The following is a 16389-nucleotide window of genomic DNA, read 5'->3' as shown; positions in this document are numbered from 1 at the left end:
AGAGCTCCAAAAATTGTGAGGGGAACGAAAATCGAAGAAAGGGGAGAGACGATGAAACCGCTTCGTGAAGTTGACCCGAATTTGTTGGCGAATTTGAAACGGCATTTGGATGACGAATTGTATCGATATGCGGAAGAAAAGCTCGCGTCGTTTTACGAATTTTGCTTGACGGACGTCGACCGCCGCGCTGTGCATACCGACCGCGAAGGGCAGCCGCGCCTGATCAAATATGACCGCTTTGGCAACGACATTTCTGAAGTGTGGGTGAATGAAGGATACGAGCAGACGGCAAAACAGACGTACGAAACGGGGATTGTCGGCTATGTGCACAAGCCGATTCCCGAGCTTGGGAGAAAAGGGAACTATGTTTATTCATATGCCCAAGGGTACATTTTATCCCAAGCCGAGCCCGGGTTTTATTGTCCGGTGACGCTGACGATGGCGACTGCTTATGTACTCGAGCATTTTGCCGATGAAAAGCTGAAGGCGACGTATTTGCCCCATGTCATCTCCACCGGAGAGGTCGAGCTGTATGAAGGGGCGACGTTTTTAACCGAGCGCCAAGGCGGATCGGACGTTGGCGCCAACGCGGTGCGGGCCGTGCCGTGCGGCGATCATTATCAGTTATACGGGGAAAAATATTTTGCCAGCAATGCCGGCCGTTGCGGCGTAGCGCTCGTATTGGCGCGCATCGACGGGAGCGGGCCGGGGACGAAAGGGCTGAGCTTGTTCCTTGTCCCGTGGCGCAAAGAAGATGGGACGTTAAACGGCATCTCGATTCGCCGCCTGAAAGACAAGTTAGGGGTGCGCGCCGTGCCGTCCGCCGAAGTCGTGTTTGACGGCGCCAAGGCGTATGTCATCGGCGATCCGGTGAAAGGCTTCTATTATATGATGGAAGCGCTTAATCTCTCGCGCGTCTGCAATGCGGTTGCTTCCGTCGGCATCATGAAGCGGGCGCTGGAAGAGGCGAAACAATACGCCGATCGGCGCACGGCCTTTGGCCATGTCTTGACGAATTACCCGATGGGGCGCGAGACGCTTGCCAATTTGACGGCGAGACAGGAAGTGGAAACGAGCGCCTGCTTTGACATGATCGCCTTGTTTGACCGCGTCATGGCTGCGCCGCATGAAGCGAGCGAGGCGGAGAAAGCATGGCTCAGGCTTTTGATCGCACTTCTTAAAATGCGCACCGCCGACGAAGCGATTGCCTTCAGCCATGAGGCGATTGAACTGCACGGCGGCAACGGGTATATCGAAGATTTTGTCACCCCGCGCCTGCTTCGTGACGCCCAAGTGCTGACCGTTTGGGAGGGAACGGCGAATATTTTGGCGCTCGAGGTGCTGCGTTTGATGCGCAAATACCGCATTCACGAGCGGTTCATCGCGGAGATGAAGGAGCGGCTTAGGCGGTTGACGGCCGAGGTTAGGCCGCTTGCCCGCCCGGTTGAAGAAGGGTTGAAGGAGTTGGTGGCCGCGCTCCCCCGTCTTGGCGGCCAAGCGGATGAGGTGCAGACGTTCCACGCGAAAGCGATTGCCAATCGGATGTGTGATCTGTATTTGAGCATCATCGCCCTTGAACGCGGACAGGAAAACGATCGGAATCAGCGGATCGCCGAGCTGTTTGTGCGTCATGTGTGGGAGCGCGGGCTGATCGATGAACGGATGACATCGGTGCGCGAGTTTGACTTGATCGTCAGATGCAAAGGAGCATCCGCCCCGCTTGCCCATTCGTAAGTTGGCGGCAGCGGGCCGTGGGCGAAAGGGATGTTCGTGTTGGGCGGACATCTCTTTTTTTGATTGCCAAATGAGCAATGGAACAAGTAGGATGAAAGAAAAGGGAAAAGCGATAGGGGGGAATGCGCATGGAATTGGTGCGCACGCCGCGCCGGACGAAACGGCGCGTGTGGGTTTCGGCGGCCATTGGCGTCGTGATGTTGGGGGTGCTCGTCTGTGTCGGTCTGTCCGTTTATGTCGGCTGGCAGCTGACGCATAAGCCGCGCGCGCCGATTGTCGTTACACCCAAAGACTACGGCATGGCGTATGAAAGGGCGACATTTGCAAGCAAAGATGGAAAAACGGCGCTCAAAGGCTGGATCATTCCGCCAAAAGGAGCGGCGAAAATGACGGTCATTTTTGCCCATGGATACGGCAACAACCGCGTCCAAGAAAATGTGCCGTTTTTGCCGCTCGCCAAGCGGCTCGTTGACGACGGATACCGCGTCATCTTGTTTGACTTTCGCGCGAGCGGCGAGTCGGAAGGCGATATGATTACGATCGGCGTTAAAGAGAAAGACGATCTGCTTGGCGTCATCGATTACGCGAAAAAGCACTTCGATGAGCCCATTGCCCTGTATGGTGTTTCAATGGGAGCGGCGACAGCGATCTTGGCGGCGGCGGAAGACCAAGATGTGCGCGGGGTGATTGCGGACAGCCCGTTCAGCGACCTCGAATCGTATTTGCGCGCCAATATGCCGGTGTGGACGCATCTGCCGAACGTGCCGTTTACGTATTTGATTTTGGCGATCGTTCCGGCGCTGGCCGATTTGGATTTAGGCGTGTCTTCGCCCATCCATGCCGTCGATCGTGTCGCGCCGAGGCCGATTTTGTTCATTCACAGCAAAGACGACCGTTCGATTCCGTATGAAGAAAGCGTAAAACTGTACAAAACCCATCCAGATGCGTTTCAGCTATGGCTGACGGACAAAGCGGATCATGTCAAAAGTTTCTCGTTGTACGGCGACCAATACGTGAGCCGCGTGCTTTCTTTTTTACAATCGCTTGAGTGACAAAGGCTAGAAAAATAGATTTGATCGTGTACAGCACAACAAAAACTATATATAATGAAAAATAGTGGAACAGCTCCGGCAGTTCCTTCTTTTTTGTGCCGTTTAAGAAGATGAGATGAAAACGGGAGGGGCAGCGTCCGGCCATGGACAAATACAAGGAGCATTTTTGGCGCAATATTCGTTCCAAATTGGAACAATGGGAGCGAGCAGAAACGATTACGTATGAAGATGTGCATCGGTTTTTCCATAACATTGCGGGCACGGCGGCGGTGATCGGCATGCAAGACCTTGGGGAAAAAGCGCGGCGTCTGCTGGAGCGGCTTGAGTCAGAAAGGGAACAAGCATGGACGCCTGCGGCTTTGAAGGAGCATGTGTACGAACTGATGCATTGGTATTACGATGAGACGTATCGCGACATTTCACCCCGTTTTTTACTTTCGAATACCGTCGTTGAGGAAGCGCCGTTGATGTTGATGATTGACGACGATCCCCTTTTTCTCATGTTTATGAAAGAGCAGATGGAGAAAGCAGGATGGCAGGTGGCCACCGTCGCCCAACCAGAAAAGGCAGTCGCGCAATTTTATGAGGTGAGGCCCGACTGTGTGGTGATCGATGTCCACATGAACGGCACGGACGGGCTGACGGTTCTTAAAGAATTGAAAGGAGCGCTTGGCCAACAATTCGTCCCGACGGTCATCATCAGCGGAGATCACCGAGAAGAGGTGCGGGTGCAAAGTTATGCGCTGGGTGCCGATGATTTTATGGTCAAACCATTTTCCGTATCGGAGTTTCTTATTCGTCTCCATCGCTTGCTGGAACGGAAAAAGCAGTTGGAAGAGATTTTGCTTGTTGATGAACTGACGCGCTTATACAACCGCAAATATTTGTCCGAAGCGTACCGGCAGATGGAGAACGAGCGGGAGCGGCACGGGCGGCCGTATTGCATTGCCTTGCTTGATCTCGATCATTTTAAGCAGATTAACGACCGATACGGCCATTTAGTTGGAGATGTGGTGCTGCGGGAATTTGCGTCGCTTCTCCGGGATGGGACGCGGCCGAATGATTTGGCGTTTCGGTTTGGCGGCGAGGAATTTCTTCTCTTTTTGCCGAAAACCCAGGAACAAGACGCTGCCGAAGTCATCGAGCGGCTCCGCAGCCAGTTTCGCTCCCATCCCTTTTCTTTAGGAGATGAGGTGTTTTATTGCACCTTTTCTTGTGGAATCGTAGAAGTCAATATGGGTGGAATGCCGATTGATGAATGGCTTGAGCAAGCGGACGCGGCGCTATATGCAGCCAAAGACGGCGGGCGCGATCGGACGGCGGTTGCGGGGAGAACCAGTGGTGGACAGCAACGGAAAACGGTTAAAATGGCGGTCGTTGATGATGATGTGATTGTTCGTACGATTGTGGTTGATCTTCTGGAGCATATTGCCCGGGAACGGAAGGAGCAGTATGAAGTGCAGGCGTTTGCGGATGGGTTGTCGTTTGTCGAATCATCCTGGCATGAGGACCGTTCGCCGTGTCTGGTCATTTTGGATGGGGTGATGCCGAAAATGGACGGCCTTGAAGTATTGCGCCGTCTCCGCAGCCGACGCGATGCCGCACGGTATAGAGTCATTATGTTAACCATGCGGCAAAGTGAAGAAGATATCGCGCGGGCGCTTCAGTTGGGGGCGGATGATTATATCACGAAGCCGTTTAAACGGTTGGAGCTTGAGGCGCGGGTGAGCCGGCTGCTGAAACGAATGTAGTGCTGTGTCGGACACTCTATGTCCGAATCGGGTCATTTCCGTTGGGGATTGAGGGAGAGTGGAGGAGGATTTGTCCTTGGCTGGCAAATGGCGGATATGATGAAGCAGGGGGAGGAAGAACGATTGAAACAGATTTTGATTGTTGAGGATGAAGAGGTGCTGCGCATGTTAGCAGTCGATTTGTTGACGGATGAAGGATATGAGGTGGATGAAGCTGCGGATGGGGCCGAGGCGCTTGCACGGCTGCGCGAACGCGATTATGATTTGATCGTGTTGGATTATATGCTGCCCTTTTATAGCGGCCTCGAAGTGCTTGAATCTATTGATTGCCACTGCCCGGAGAGACGTCCGAAAGTGATCATGCTGTCAGCGAAAACCGGGCCGGCTGATCAAGGGAGGGCGTGGGCTGCCGGTGTGGATTGGTTTATCGAGAAACCATATCGCCCAACCGAATTTGTAAAGAAAGTGAATGAGATATTGCATGAAACAGATGGTCATGAGCTTTCGTCGTAGCCTCTCAGCCCGATTTGTATTCTTGATGGTTGTATGTGCGGGGGTGTTTCTTGTTGGTTCGGCGTTGTTTTTGATGTATCAGCAGTCGCTCGTCCGTTCATTTGAGGCGGCGCAACAGAAGCTTGAACAAAAGGAAATGCTCACTCGCCAGCTTGATCGGGCGTTTACGCAGGCGTTTTTTGATGTGCGGGGGTATTTTGCGTTCGGACGCCCGGTGTTTAAAGAAAGCGTTTTTCAACAGCAAGAAACGATCGATCAGTTGTTGAAAGAAATGGAACCATTGGCTTCCCTCCCGGAAGATGAACGGTTTCTTCGCGATGCCCGCGATTTTTTCATCCGTTATTTCGAACAACTCGTGCCGAAGGCGGTGGAGGCGTTTGAGCGCGGCGACCGCCGGGACGTAGCGCTGATTGCCGAAAACGGCGGGACGGCGGCGGTGCAAAGTTTTCAAAAGCGAGTGGCTCGTTATCATGATGCGTTGATTGATCAAATGAAACAAGAATATGTCCGGTTTAAGCAAAAGCAACAATACAGTCAAGCTGCCTTTATCGCCTTGATCGCTATCTTGCTCGTTTTGCTGCAGCGGCTTTTGCGGCTGGCGGCGAGGCAAATCGGGCGTCCGCTGCAGCAGTTTGCCGTTGCGGCGGAACAGTTCGCCAAGCAAGGGGAAGGGGCTGAATGGCCGGCGTTTGATGAACGGGAAGATGAAATTGGCAAGCTGTCGAAAGCGTTCAAGATGATGATGGAGAGCATCCATGAAAAAGAGGGGCACTTGTTGGCGCAAAATGAAGAATTGCTTGCCCAACAAGAGGAGCTTGAGGCCCAGCAATCCGAACTGGAGCAAGCGCTGGCGATGGCGGAGCGCCGCGAGCAGGAGCTGGCGCGGCGCAATGCCCTTATTAAAGGAATGGCACAATCTCTTGATAAGAAGGAAGTATTAACCAGCATCATCGATCATTTGTGCGCCATCATGAAAGCGGAACGAGGCATCATCGTTGCGATGGATGGCGAGCAGACATATGCTTCGTTTGGATTATCAGCCATGAGCGTCCAGCGGTTTTTGCAGCAGCTGTACAACGGCCTTGAACACCGTCTGCTCGAGACGAAACGCGCATTTGCAGTGCGCCGCGAGCTGCCGATGTTTGAACGCGGTTACCATGATCGGCCGCTCCATTCGCACGATTTGTTTGTTCCCGTGTTATCGCCAGACGATGACATAGAGGCCATCATCGTCTTAAGCCGGTTTGGGGCGGCCTTTACGGATGAGGAAGCAGCTGAGGCAGAGCAGCTTGGCAAACATATTTCGATTTCTTTGCAAAAGCTCACTTTGTATGAAGAAGCCGAAAAAGACCGCCGTCTGACAGAAGAGATTTTCAATCATTTGCATGAAGGCATTCAACTTGTCGACCTTCAAGGAACAAATAGGCTTATGAACGGGCGGATGAAAGAATGGTTCGGCGCCGCCGACGACGGGTGGGACGGGATGCCGTATGCCAAATGGAAGCAGCAGCTTTGTGCGTTGGCCGTCGATGAGCGAACCCTTGGCGATTTTTTTGATCAAGCTGTGTTTGGATCAGCCGATCAGTTATCAGTTATGATGTATGAGCTAAAAGAAAAGCGGGTGGTGATGGAAGTGTATGCGGCGCCTCTTTACCGTGGGGAGGCGAAATTTGGCACGATTTTCGTTCATCGTGATGTCACCAAGCAGGCGGAAGTGGATCGAATGAAGTCTGAGCTCGTCAGCACGGTCAGCCATGAATTGCGGACGCCGCTTGCGGGCATTCTCGGTTTGGCGGAGTTGTTGCTGAACAAACCGCTTGCGCCTGAACGACAGCGCAAATATGTGAACGCGATTTATCAAGAGGCAGAGCGATTGACCGCTTTAATCAACGATTTTCTCGATGTGCAGCGCATGGAAGCCGGCCGGCAGACGTATCGTTGGGAGCCGGTTGATCTTGTTCCGATCATAGAAAAAATCATCGACGCCGAAAAAATGGGGACGGATATTCATACGTTTTCCGTCTTGGTCGAGACAAAGCGGACGATGATCCGCGGCGACAGCGAGCGGCTGCGGCAGCTGTTTGCGAACTTAGTGCATAATGCGGTGAAATATTCACCTGACGGGGGGGCGATTGAGGTGCGGGTGTATGAGCAAAAAGGTTGTCTGTGCGTCGATGTGCGAGATGAAGGGCTCGGCATCCCAGCCGAAGCGTTGCCGCACATTTTTGAAAAGTTTTTCCGCGTTGATAACTCTGATCGCCGCCGCATCGGCGGAACAGGACTCGGCTTGACGATTGTCAAAGAAATTGCGAAAGCGCACGGCGGTGAGGTAACCGTCGTTTCGGAAGAGAAAAAAGGAAGCACGTTTACGGTTCAGTTTCCTTTGGCGCCGGTGCCGCAAGAGGTGAACTGATGCTTTTTTGATTAAGCAGCCGGATTTCCCTTCCGGCTGCTTTTTTTGTAAACTGATAAGGAAAGGAATGGAATCATCTAGAAAGATGGTGAAACATTCGTTTTTGCTCCAATGCGTTGTTGACAGTTAGAAGGTGGAAGATGGTCTGCTTCTATCGAGCTAATGAGAAGAAGGGGGAAAAGCATGTGCGGACGGTTTACCTTAACGGTTGATTTGTTGGCGTTGCAGGAGCGGTTTCACTTCCGTTATCAAGGCCTGCTCGCGCCCCGGTTCAACATCGCCCCGGGTCAAGATGTGTTGGCCATCGTCACCGAGGAGGGAGAAAGAGTCGGAAAAATGATGCGCTGGGGGCTTGTGCCGTTTTGGGCGAAAGATGCCCGCATCGGCGCCAAGATGATCAACGCTCGGGCGGAAACGGTCGATGAAAAGGCGAGTTTCCGCCATGCGTTCAAACGGCGGCGCTGTTTGATTTTAGCCGATGGATTTTTCGAATGGAAAAAGGAAGGAACGAAAAAAGTGCCGTACCGGTTTACCCTCAAAACGGGCGAGCCATTTGCCTTTGCCGGACTGTGGGAGCGCTGGAAAGGGCCGAGCGGGCCGCTTGAGACGTGCACGATCATGACGACGAGGGCGAACGAGCTCATCGCCCCCATTCACGACCGGATGCCGGTCATATTGCCTCCCGAGCGGTATGACGACTGGCTTGATGCAAGCTTTGATGACAGCGAGTATTTGAAATCGTTGCTGCAGCCGTATCCGAAAGAGCAAATGCAGATGTACGAAGTTTCGCCGCTTGTCAACTCGCCAAAAAATGATGTGAGCGCTTGCATCGAGCCGGTTCACAGCCGATGAATGGGGGAATCGAATGCACCCAGTCATTTTGTTTGACGGCGACTGTTTGTTTTGCCATGCGAGTGTATATTGGATCGCCGCCCGCGACCGAAAGGCGGTGTTTCGCTTTGCCGGACAACAGAGCGCTGTCGGGCGGGTGTTGTTGGGAATGATGGGCGCGCCGGGAGGAGACACGGTCGTCCTTATTGAAGACGGCTGCTATTATGTCAAATCGGATGCCGTGTTACGCATCGGACGACGTCTAGCCTGGCCGTGGAATTGGCTGGCGGCCGTCGGATTTCTCGTTCCGCGGCTGTGGCGTGATCATATGTATGATCAGATCGCGAAACGTCGGCATCGTCTCGCGCCGAAGCACGATCATTGCCAGCTGCCGCCCCCTGAACTGCGAGCCCGTTTTCTTGATGAATTGCCGCGGTAAAGAAGGAAAACATGTTTGTTTGTCGTATTGAAAAGAGAAAGAAATGAGGGAGGGGAAATGGCATGGCGAACGAAACAAAACGGTGGCTCGAACAATGCACGGCTGCGGCGCTTGAGCAGTTCGCCGATGATTTGGCAGTCGAAGCGGAACAAAGCGAGGAAGAAGCCCGCCGTCGATTTTACGAAGGCATGGCAGTAGCAGCCAAGCTCGTGGCATTGCGGTGGGAGGGAAAATGCGCGTACATCGACGACGATTTGGTCGACAATGTGTATGAAGCGATTGCCGTCTTTTCTCTTGAAAAGCTGGAGGAGGAGTTGATGGATGAAACGCAAGCCGATTCCAGCGAGCGTTGCTCGTTTTGTCTCAAAGAAAAGCCAAGGCTGGCCAAAGGTCCGCTGGCGGCCATTTGTGACGATTGCCTGCAGTTTGGGCTGCGAGTGATCGCGGGGCAATCATGACGGAGGCGGCGGTCATCGCAAAGGCGATGGCCGTCGTTTTTCTGCATAGAAGATGAGCGGGCCGGACAGGGCGAGGAGTGCGATGACAAAAGCGATGACGCCGCTCCAATGGAAATGCGTCCAGACGTAGCCGCCGGCTGTTCCGGCAAGGCTTGACCCTAAATAAAAGAAACATCCGCCCGCAAGGCGGCAGATGTTGGTGAGATTTGAATTTGTTCGAGTAAATGCCCATCGGGGCGGTCGGCGCAACGATGACCTCTGAAAGATCTAAGTTGTATTCTTTTGCGAAGTTTCCTGGTAAAATTGTACAATTCATATATATGGGAAGAACAATCGAAAGGGGCAACGGATATGATTCCGATCGTCACGGCTGAAGAAATGTACGCCATCGATCGAGAAGTGACGGAGCGGATCGGCATCAGCGCTGATTCATTGATGGAAAACGCCGGACAGGCGCTGTTTTGGACGCTGAAGGAGCGGATTCCGCGCGCCGCCAAGGTGGCGGTGCTTGCCGGGTCGGGCAACAACGGCGGCGATGGGTTCGTCATCGCGCGCATGTTGAAAAGTTATGGCTATGAAACCGATGTCTGGCTCGTTCCGCCAAAGGAAAAGGTGAAAGGGGCGGCGCGCACGGCGCTTGAGGTGTACGAGCGGTCCGGTTATGCATGGATCGCTTATGAAGGAAAAGAGCGAGAGTTGGCGGCGCTCTTGCCGCATTATGACATCATCATTGACGCCTTGCTTGGCATCGGCGTCAAAGGGGACGTGCGCCCGCCGTACAAAGAAATCATTGAACAAGTGAACCGTTCGCCCGCGGTCGTTTATGCGATTGACGTGCCGAGCGGGGTGCCGGCGGACGGCGGGGAAGCCGGCACGGCGGTCCGCGCTGATGTCACGCTCACGATCCAATGCCCGAAACTAGGGGCGTACACGTTCCCGGCGGCCGATTATTACGGAGAGCTCACCGTCGTGGATATCGGCATTCCGCCGGCGGCGGTGCAGGCGAAGGCGGCCGCCCGGTTTGTATGGGAAATGCGCGATGTCATAAAGACGATGCCGAAGCGCCAGCAAGCGTCGCATAAAGGAACATACGGCAAGCTGCTTGTAGTCGGCGGGTCCAAGGCGATGGCCGGCGCGGTGACACTCGCCGCGAAGGCGGCGCTTCGCAGCGGGGCGGGGCTGGTGACGATCGCCGTTCCGGAAACGATGTATGAGGCGGTCGCCAACCGCGTGCCGGAGGCGATGTGTCGATTATGGCCGGCCGAGGGCGGCGCGTTTGCCGGCGCGGCCGATTGGGATGGGCTTGAGATCGATGCGATCGCGGTCGGCCCAGGGATGGGCCGGACGGAAGGGGTTCGCCGCTTGGTCAATGAGCTTGTGCGCCAGCCGGTGCCGCTTGTCATCGACGCCGATGCCTTGTTTTTTTGGGGCGACTACGCCGAGCTGGTGCGCGAACGGAGCGCGCCGACGGTGATCACGCCGCATCCGGGGGAGATGGCGCGCCTCCTTCGCCGCCCGGTCAGCGAGGTGGAACGCGACCGGTTTGGCGTGTCGAAGCGGTTGGCGATGGAATATGGCGTGTATGTCGTGTTGAAAGGGCCGTATACGATTGTGACGGCGCCGGATGGATCGCAATATGTCAACACGACCGGCAACCCGGCGTTGGCGAAAGGCGGCAGCGGCGACGTGTTGACGGGCATCGTGGCGGGGTTTTTGCTGCAGCATGAGGCGGTGCAGCCGGCGGTGAGCAATGCAGTGTTCGTGCATGGAAAGGCTGCTGATTGGCTTGTTCAACACGGTCATTCGTCCTGGGATGTATTGGCGTCGGACGTTGTGGATGCCTTGCCGGCTGTGCTTGCTTCGCTGACGTGATCAACCGGCCCATTGAAAGGGACAATGGGGGATGAACACGATTCCTGCCGGTTTGCGATGACCGGCTGGCGTATGGGCTGTATGAAATAGCCCCTTACACCGCCGGCATTTGCGAATTCTCGATCCCATTTTCAACGCTGAAGCCGTATTTGCGCCTGCGGCTGTAATGGTTGGTTTATCAGCCGACATTCAGCTTCCGCTGATCGCTGGGCTGCGACCTTTACGCGTTTGAAGCGAGAGTCTTCTTTCGAAACGATGATCAACGTTGCGGAAAGGAGGCAGTTCCATTTTTGGACAAATATTGATATCATGAATGTAGAAATAGAAGAAGGGAGAGGGGAATCGTGCCGCGATTCGTTTGGCTTGAAACGGAGGAAGAAGTGAGAAGCGCCTTTCCGGTGATGCGTGAGCTGCGCACCCATTTGGATGAGGAAACCTACACGGCGCTCGTGCGGGAAGCGCAAGAACAAGAAGGGTATCAGCTTGTGGCGTTATATGATCAGGACAAAATGGTTGCGGTTGTCGGATTCATGCCGATGATCACGCTCTATAACGGCCGCTTTATTTGGGTGTGCGATTTGGTTACCGCTTCGAGCGAACGTTCAAAAGGATATGGAAAGGCGTTGTTGTCCTATGTGCACGAGTGGGCGAGGGAGCACGGCTACGGGATTGTTTCGCTGTCGTCCGGCCTGCAACGGATAGACGCCCATCGCTTTTATGAGGAAAAAATGGAATATGCAAAAGTCAGTTATGTGTTTTCAAAACGCTTATCGAGTTGAATCCAACGGCGTCTGTTCAGCAGACGCTTTTCATTTTGGGGGTGGAAAATTGTCATACTTTTCATTATAATAAGAATATATAGGCCGTATTTTGGAATTAATATTCTGATATTCGGAATTGAGGGGCAATGATGAACAAAACGGTGTTAAAAACAAAAGAACTGCTTGATTTGTTTCTCGACTGCGAACGGTTGACTTTGCCAGAGATGGTCGAACGGCTTCAGATGCCGAAAACATCGGTATACCGGATGGCGCAGTCGCTTGTCGCGCTTGGCTTTTTGCAAAAGCGGGGCGATCACTATGAACTCGGTTTGGCATTGTTGACGTTTGGGTCGCTCGTTGCTGAGCGGCTTGATATTCGCCGGGTGGCGCTGCCGGTGATGGAGCGGCTGAAAGAAGCGACGAACGAAGCGGTGAATCTTGTCATCCGCGACGGTGATGAGGCGCTCTATATTGAAAAAGTCGAGACGTCCGAGCCGGTGCGCGTCTATACGAAAGTCGGACGGCGCGCGCCGCTGTACGCCGGCGCGTGCCCGCGCGCTTTGCTGGCCTTTATGGACGAAAAAGAGCAAGCACGCTATTTGGAACGAACAAAACTTGTCAAAATCGCCAAAAATACCGTAACGGACAAGCAGGCGTTGCGTCGGCAGTTGGAAGAAGATCGGAAACGGGGCTATACGGTCAGCTATTCTGAGCTGGAAAACTATTCGGCGGCTGTGGCTGTGCCGATTTTTAACCATGAAGGCGCGGCCATCGCCGGGCTGAGTGTCGCCGGCCCGGAACAGCGTTTTTTGCCGGATGATGTGGCGCGCATCGTTCCGTTGCTTCGGCAGGCGGCGATGGACATTTCGCGCGAACTCGGCTTTCGGAGGCAGGGATGACGGTGGAGTATACGTTGTTTCCATTATGCGAATATGCGGTGACGATCCGATTTTCAGACCACATTGACGAGGACGTGAATGACATCGTCCACCACACGACCGCCCGGCTTCAGGCCAAGCGAAAAGAAGGCATCGAGGAGATCGTGCCGGCGTTTTCGTCGCTCACCATCTACTATGATCCATTGGTGATCGATTACATCGGCATAGGCGCATGGCTAAGGAAAAACATCAGGCGGTCTGAACAAGCGGTGCAGCGTTCGGCGCGGACGGTCGTCATTCCCGTCTGTTACGGCGGCGAATTCGGTCCGGATTTGCCGGATGTCGCTCGTTTCCATGGGATGACAGAAGACGAAGTGGTAGCGCTCCATTCGGCCGGACGCTACCGAGTTTATATGATCGGCTTTTCTCCTGGATTTGCCTATTTAGGAGGATTGTCGCCGCGCTTGGCGACGCCAAGGCGGCCGGTGCCGCGCACAAAAGTGCCGGCCGGTTCGGTCGGTATCGCCGGCGGACAGACGGGCGTCTACCCGCTTGCGACGCCGGGCGGCTGGCAACTGATCGGCCGAACGCCGCTGAGGCTGTTTGACCCGCACCGAGAGAAGCCAAGTTTGCTTGCGGCTGGCGATATTGTCGTGTTTCAGCCGATTGGGGCTGATGAATTTGCACGTTGGAGCGAGGAACATGATTGATGTCATCGAGGCTGGGTTGTTTACAACCGTGCAAGATGGCGGACGTTTTGGCTACCGGCATGCCGGCGTGCCGGCGGGCGGGGTGATGGATGTGTGGGCGTATCGCCTGGCTAATGCGCTTGTCGGAAACAACGGTGATGAGGCGGTGCTTGAGGCAACGATGGCTGGACCGACGCTTCGATTCGGCGTTAAGGCCGTCGTGGCGGTATGCGGCGGCGATTTCCCGTGTACGCTCAATGGACGGCCGTTTGCCCTTTGGAAGCCGATGGCTGTCGAGCCGGGTGATGTGCTCGAAGTTGGGGTGTGCCGGACGGGGTTTCGGGCGTATATCGCTGTATCAGGCGGCATCGACGTCCCGCCCGTGATGGGCAGCCGTTCCACGTACGTTCCAGCCCAGCTTGGCGGGCTTTCTGGCCGCCCGTTGCAGCGGGGCGATGCACTGCCGGTCGGCGTTACTCACGGGCATCGTGTTATCGGCCGGATGCGTTGGGGGCTTGCTTCGGCCGCCCGCCGCTATATTGGTGGGAAAACGAAAACGGTGCGTGCGGTTCCCGGTCCGGAGTATGACGAATTTACGCCAGCGAGCCGCCGCCAGTTTTTCGCTGCCCGCTATGAGGTGACGACGCAGTCCGATCGGATCGGCTATCGGCTTTCCGGTCCAACGTTGGCGCTTGTGCGCGAGCGGGAGATGGTCTCGGAAGCGGTCGTTTTCGGCACGGTGCAAGTACCCGCGTCCGGCCAGCCGATCGTATTGATGGCGGACAGCCAGACAACCGGCGGTTACCCGCGCATCGCCCAAGTCGCGGCTGTGGATTTGCCGATTCTTGCGCAGGCTCGCCCGGGTGACTTCATCCAATTTCAGCCGATCAGGCCGGAAGAAGCGATGTGGCTTTATAGGGAACAACAGCAACGGCTGGCTCAGTGGGTTGCGGCCATTCGCCGTCAATGGGAGGGAGAACGGTGAGGACGATTGATTTGAATTGCGATTTCGGCGAAAGCTTTGGGGTGTATAGGCTTGGACAGGAAGAAATCTTATCATACGTAACTTCTGTCAACATCGCCTGTGGGTTTCACGCCGGCGACCCGCTCGTCATGCGGCGGACGGTGCAGCTCGCCATCCAGCATGGCGTTGCCATCGGCGCCCATCCGGGTTTTCCTGACTTGCTCGGGTTTGGGCGGCGGGCGATGGCGGTTTCGCCCGAAGAAGTGTATGCGTACGTTGTTTACCAAATCGGCGCACTTGTGGCTTTTGTCAAGGCGGAAGGCGGGACGATGACCCATGTGAAGCCGCATGGCGCCTTGTACAATATGGCGGCGAAAGACGCGGCGTTGGCTGAAGCGATCGCCAAAGCGGTGCGCGATGTTGACCCGTCGCTTATCTTGTACGGTTTGGCAGGGAGCGAGCTCGTCCGCGCGGGCCGCGCCTACGGCTTGCGGACAGCGAGCGAAGTGTTCGCCGATCGGACGTATCAGGAGGATGGTTCGCTCACCCCAAGAAGCGATCCGCGCGCCATCATCGCGGATGAAGACGAAGCGGTCACGCAAGTGCTTATGATGATCCGCGACCAGCGCGTTCGCTCGGTGCAAGGGACGGACGTGGCGATTGAAGCCGACACCGTCTGTCTCCATGGCGACAATGAACAGGCGGTGCGATTTGCCAAGCGGCTCTATCAAGCCTTGCAAAACGAAGGAATCGCCATTCAGGCGCCGCGCGGAGAGGAAAGACGATGAAGAAAGCGGGAACTCCATATTTGCCGCCCTTGCCGTCTTCTTTAGTGGCGTATATGGGCGTGTGCACTGCCATGCAGCAGCTGCCGAATAAGCGCCTTAAGCAGGAAACTCGCTTAGGGCGCTGTTTTTATTTGGAGCTGTTTATTGCTTCTTCTAACTTACTACCGATTTTTTGACTGGCTCAATGAAACGGCCTTCATGACAGTCGGTCTTCAATTGGTTACAATAACAAAGAGAGATGACGGAACGAGAAAGGAGAAGAAAGATGCATTACGCCATTCCGACAGTGGTGGTCAGCGAATGCCTCGGCTTTTCCGCCTGCCGATACAACGGCGATATCATTCACAATTCATTTGTCTTTCGGTTGGGGGAGTTTGCTCGGCTTGTTCCTGTATGCCCCGAAGTGGCCATTGGCCTCGGGGTTCCGCGGGAGACGGTTCGGCTTGTGAAACATGGCGAGGAAAAGCGGCTTGTGCAGCCATCGGCCAATCGAGATTGGACGAAGGAAATGAAGGCATTTGCCGCCTCGTTCTTCGACCAAATCGGAGAAATCGATGGATTCATTTTGAAAAGCCGTTCTCCGACGTGTGGGATCAAAGATGTCAAAGTGTATGGCGATGCTGACAGCAGCATGGTCATCGAGAAAGGAGCAGGGCTGTTCGCCGATCATGTATTCGAGCGCTTTCCTCAAGCGGTCGTAGAGGAAGAGGGACGCTTGACGAATGCAGCTATTCGCGAACACTTTTTAACCAAGTTGTTTTCGCTCGCCTTATTTCGTGAAGTGAAAGCGGAGCAGTCCATGAAAGCGCTCGTGCAATTTCATTCTGAACATAAATATTTATTGATGGCGTACAGTCAAACGTGGCTGAAACAGCTGGGCCGCTTGGTGGCGAATCGCGACCGCCTCCCGGTTGAACAGGTGCTTGATCAGTATGAACAAGGATTGCATATGTTATTTGCCCGCGCTCCACAGCGCCGCTCCCATGTGAACGTTTGCCAACATTTGATGGGCTATTTCAAAAACGAGATGTCGGCGAAAGAAAAACAATATGTTTTGGAACTGCTGGGGCAATACCGGGCGCAGCAGCTGCCGCTCAGCAGTGTGACAAGCGTCTTGAAATCATGGGCCATTCGCGAAGAAAATGAGTATTTGCTGCAACAACGATATTTTGCTCCTTATCCGCCTGCTCTCTTAGATGTCCGTGACTCGGGCAAAGGACGGGAAACAGCGGTGTGAGTGGAATGT

17 protein-coding genes and 1 pseudogene are annotated in these 16389 nt (G+C 54.7%); 17 read left to right on the top strand and 1 reads right to left on the bottom strand.

Features of this window, described 5'->3' with window-relative positions; all coding sequences use genetic code 11:
* Positions 1 to 51: 51 nt before the first annotated feature.
* The 8 genes from B9L19_RS10975 (at position 52) to B9L19_RS10940 (ending at position 9191) form a co-directional block, all read left to right on the top strand.
* On the top strand, positions 52 to 1734 hold the full coding sequence (locus B9L19_RS10975; protein WP_047753219.1) for an acyl-CoA dehydrogenase family protein: 1683 nt from the start codon (positions 52 to 54) through the stop codon (positions 1732 to 1734).
* 122 nt (positions 1735 to 1856) lie between these two features.
* Entirely contained in the window at positions 1857 to 2786 is a 930-nt protein-coding gene (locus B9L19_RS10970) for an alpha/beta hydrolase (protein WP_025950094.1), read from the top strand.
* A 143-nt stretch (positions 2787 to 2929) separates the two neighbouring features.
* Positions 2930 to 4537 (top strand): diguanylate cyclase, encoded by a 1608-nt coding sequence (locus tag B9L19_RS10965; protein WP_047753218.1) that lies wholly within the window; start codon positions 2930 to 2932, stop codon positions 4535 to 4537.
* Between the two features lie 123 nt (positions 4538 to 4660).
* Positions 4661 to 5050 carry a response regulator transcription factor gene (locus tag B9L19_RS10960; RefSeq protein WP_025950092.1) on the top strand — a complete coding sequence of 130 codons (390 nt, stop codon included), beginning with the start codon at positions 4661 to 4663 and terminating at the stop codon, positions 5048 to 5050.
* A gap of 25 nt (positions 5051 to 5075) precedes the next feature.
* Positions 5076 to 7463, top strand: coding sequence for an ATP-binding protein (locus tag B9L19_RS10955; protein ID WP_244182610.1), 2388 nt, complete (start codon positions 5076 to 5078; stop codon positions 7461 to 7463).
* 183 nt (positions 7464 to 7646) lie between these two features.
* Positions 7647 to 8315, top strand: a complete 669-nt coding sequence (locus B9L19_RS10950) for an SOS response-associated peptidase (protein WP_025950090.1) — start codon at positions 7647 to 7649, stop codon at positions 8313 to 8315.
* A gap of 13 nt (positions 8316 to 8328) precedes the next feature.
* Entirely contained in the window at positions 8329 to 8733 is a 405-nt protein-coding gene (locus B9L19_RS10945; RefSeq protein WP_025950089.1) for a thiol-disulfide oxidoreductase DCC family protein, read from the top strand.
* A gap of 62 nt (positions 8734 to 8795) precedes the next feature.
* Positions 8796 to 9191 (top strand): hypothetical protein, encoded by a 396-nt coding sequence (locus B9L19_RS10940; protein WP_025950088.1) that lies wholly within the window; start codon positions 8796 to 8798, stop codon positions 9189 to 9191.
* A gap of 202 nt (positions 9192 to 9393) precedes the next feature.
* Here the strand turns inward: B9L19_RS10940 and B9L19_RS19825 are convergent.
* Positions 9394 to 9483: pseudogene (locus tag B9L19_RS19825) on the bottom strand (MetQ/NlpA family ABC transporter substrate-binding protein); the annotation flags it as partial.
* A 59-nt stretch (positions 9484 to 9542) separates the two neighbouring features.
* Between B9L19_RS19825 and B9L19_RS10930 the strand changes: the two are divergent.
* From B9L19_RS10930 to B9L19_RS10890, 9 genes are all read left to right on the top strand, one after another.
* Positions 9543 to 11063: a bifunctional ADP-dependent NAD(P)H-hydrate dehydratase/NAD(P)H-hydrate epimerase gene (locus B9L19_RS10930; RefSeq protein WP_047753217.1), complete on the top strand. Its 1521-nt coding sequence runs from the start codon at positions 9543 to 9545 to the stop codon at positions 11061 to 11063.
* Positions 11064 to 11107: 44 nt separating this feature from the next.
* Positions 11108 to 11230: an RsiV family protein gene (locus tag B9L19_RS10925; RefSeq protein ID WP_080706552.1), complete on the top strand. Its 123-nt coding sequence runs from the start codon at positions 11108 to 11110 to the stop codon at positions 11228 to 11230.
* Positions 11231 to 11407: 177 nt separating this feature from the next.
* Positions 11408 to 11842, top strand: a complete 435-nt coding sequence (locus tag B9L19_RS10920) for a GNAT family N-acetyltransferase (RefSeq protein WP_033016602.1) — start codon at positions 11408 to 11410, stop codon at positions 11840 to 11842.
* Between the two features lie 131 nt (positions 11843 to 11973).
* Positions 11974 to 12723, top strand: coding sequence for an IclR family transcriptional regulator (locus tag B9L19_RS10915; protein WP_047753216.1), 750 nt, complete (start codon positions 11974 to 11976; stop codon positions 12721 to 12723).
* Complete coding sequence (gene pxpB, locus B9L19_RS10910) at positions 12720 to 13412, top strand: 5-oxoprolinase subunit PxpB (protein ID WP_047753215.1); 693 nt, start codon at positions 12720 to 12722, stop codon at positions 13410 to 13412. Before B9L19_RS10915 ends, pxpB begins: the two co-directional genes overlap by 4 nt.
* Entirely contained in the window at positions 13405 to 14376 is a 972-nt protein-coding gene (locus tag B9L19_RS10905; RefSeq protein ID WP_025950082.1) for a 5-oxoprolinase subunit C family protein, read from the top strand. Before pxpB ends, B9L19_RS10905 begins: the two co-directional genes overlap by 8 nt.
* The gene (locus B9L19_RS10900; RefSeq protein WP_025950081.1) at positions 14373 to 15143 is read left to right on the top strand and encodes a 5-oxoprolinase subunit PxpA; all 771 of its coding nucleotides are present in this window, start codon (positions 14373 to 14375) and stop codon (positions 15141 to 15143) included. Before B9L19_RS10905 ends, B9L19_RS10900 begins: the two co-directional genes overlap by 4 nt.
* A complete protein-coding gene (locus B9L19_RS10895) occupies positions 15140 to 15319 on the top strand; it encodes a hypothetical protein (protein ID WP_075261384.1) in 180 nt (59 codons plus the stop codon). The genes B9L19_RS10900 and B9L19_RS10895 overlap by 4 nt, the downstream gene beginning before the upstream one ends.
* A gap of 89 nt (positions 15320 to 15408) precedes the next feature.
* Positions 15409 to 16380 carry a YbgA family protein gene (locus B9L19_RS10890; protein ID WP_047753214.1) on the top strand — a complete coding sequence of 324 codons (972 nt, stop codon included), beginning with the start codon at positions 15409 to 15411 and terminating at the stop codon, positions 16378 to 16380.
* The last annotated feature ends 9 nt before the right edge of the window (positions 16381 to 16389 follow it).

Source organism: Geobacillus thermocatenulatus (assembly GCF_002217655.1).
Lineage (GTDB): Bacteria > Bacillota > Bacilli > Bacillales > Anoxybacillaceae > Geobacillus > Geobacillus thermocatenulatus.
This window is presented reverse-complemented; position numbering and strand designations above follow the sequence as displayed.

What these genes read in the sequence shown, in the direction of transcription:
- B9L19_RS10945 (WP_025950089.1), top strand. Translation starts at nt 8,329, where the DNA reads ATGCACCCAGTCATTTTGTTTGACGGCGACTGTTTGTTTTGCCATGCG.
- B9L19_RS10950 (WP_025950090.1), top strand. Translation starts at nt 7,647, where the DNA reads ATGTGCGGACGGTTTACCTTAACGGTTGATTTGTTGGCGTTGCAGGAG.
- pxpB (WP_047753215.1), top strand. Translation starts at nt 12,720, where the DNA reads ATGACGGTGGAGTATACGTTGTTTCCATTATGCGAATATGCGGTGACG.
- B9L19_RS10905 (WP_025950082.1), top strand. Translation starts at nt 13,405, where the DNA reads ATGATTGATGTCATCGAGGCTGGGTTGTTTACAACCGTGCAAGATGGC.
- B9L19_RS10955 (WP_244182610.1), top strand. Translation starts at nt 5,076, where the DNA reads ATGGTTGTATGTGCGGGGGTGTTTCTTGTTGGTTCGGCGTTGTTTTTG.
- B9L19_RS10890 (WP_047753214.1), top strand. Translation starts at nt 15,409, where the DNA reads ATGCATTACGCCATTCCGACAGTGGTGGTCAGCGAATGCCTCGGCTTT.
- B9L19_RS10965 (WP_047753218.1), top strand. Translation starts at nt 2,930, where the DNA reads ATGGACAAATACAAGGAGCATTTTTGGCGCAATATTCGTTCCAAATTG.
- B9L19_RS10895 (WP_075261384.1), top strand. Translation starts at nt 15,140, where the DNA reads ATGAAGAAAGCGGGAACTCCATATTTGCCGCCCTTGCCGTCTTCTTTA.
- B9L19_RS10970 (WP_025950094.1), top strand. Translation starts at nt 1,857, where the DNA reads ATGCGCATGGAATTGGTGCGCACGCCGCGCCGGACGAAACGGCGCGTG.
- B9L19_RS10915 (WP_047753216.1), top strand. Translation starts at nt 11,974, where the DNA reads ATGAACAAAACGGTGTTAAAAACAAAAGAACTGCTTGATTTGTTTCTC.
- B9L19_RS10940 (WP_025950088.1), top strand. Translation starts at nt 8,796, where the DNA reads ATGGCGAACGAAACAAAACGGTGGCTCGAACAATGCACGGCTGCGGCG.
- B9L19_RS10975 (WP_047753219.1), top strand. Translation starts at nt 52, where the DNA reads ATGAAACCGCTTCGTGAAGTTGACCCGAATTTGTTGGCGAATTTGAAA.
- B9L19_RS10930 (WP_047753217.1), top strand. Translation starts at nt 9,543, where the DNA reads ATGATTCCGATCGTCACGGCTGAAGAAATGTACGCCATCGATCGAGAA.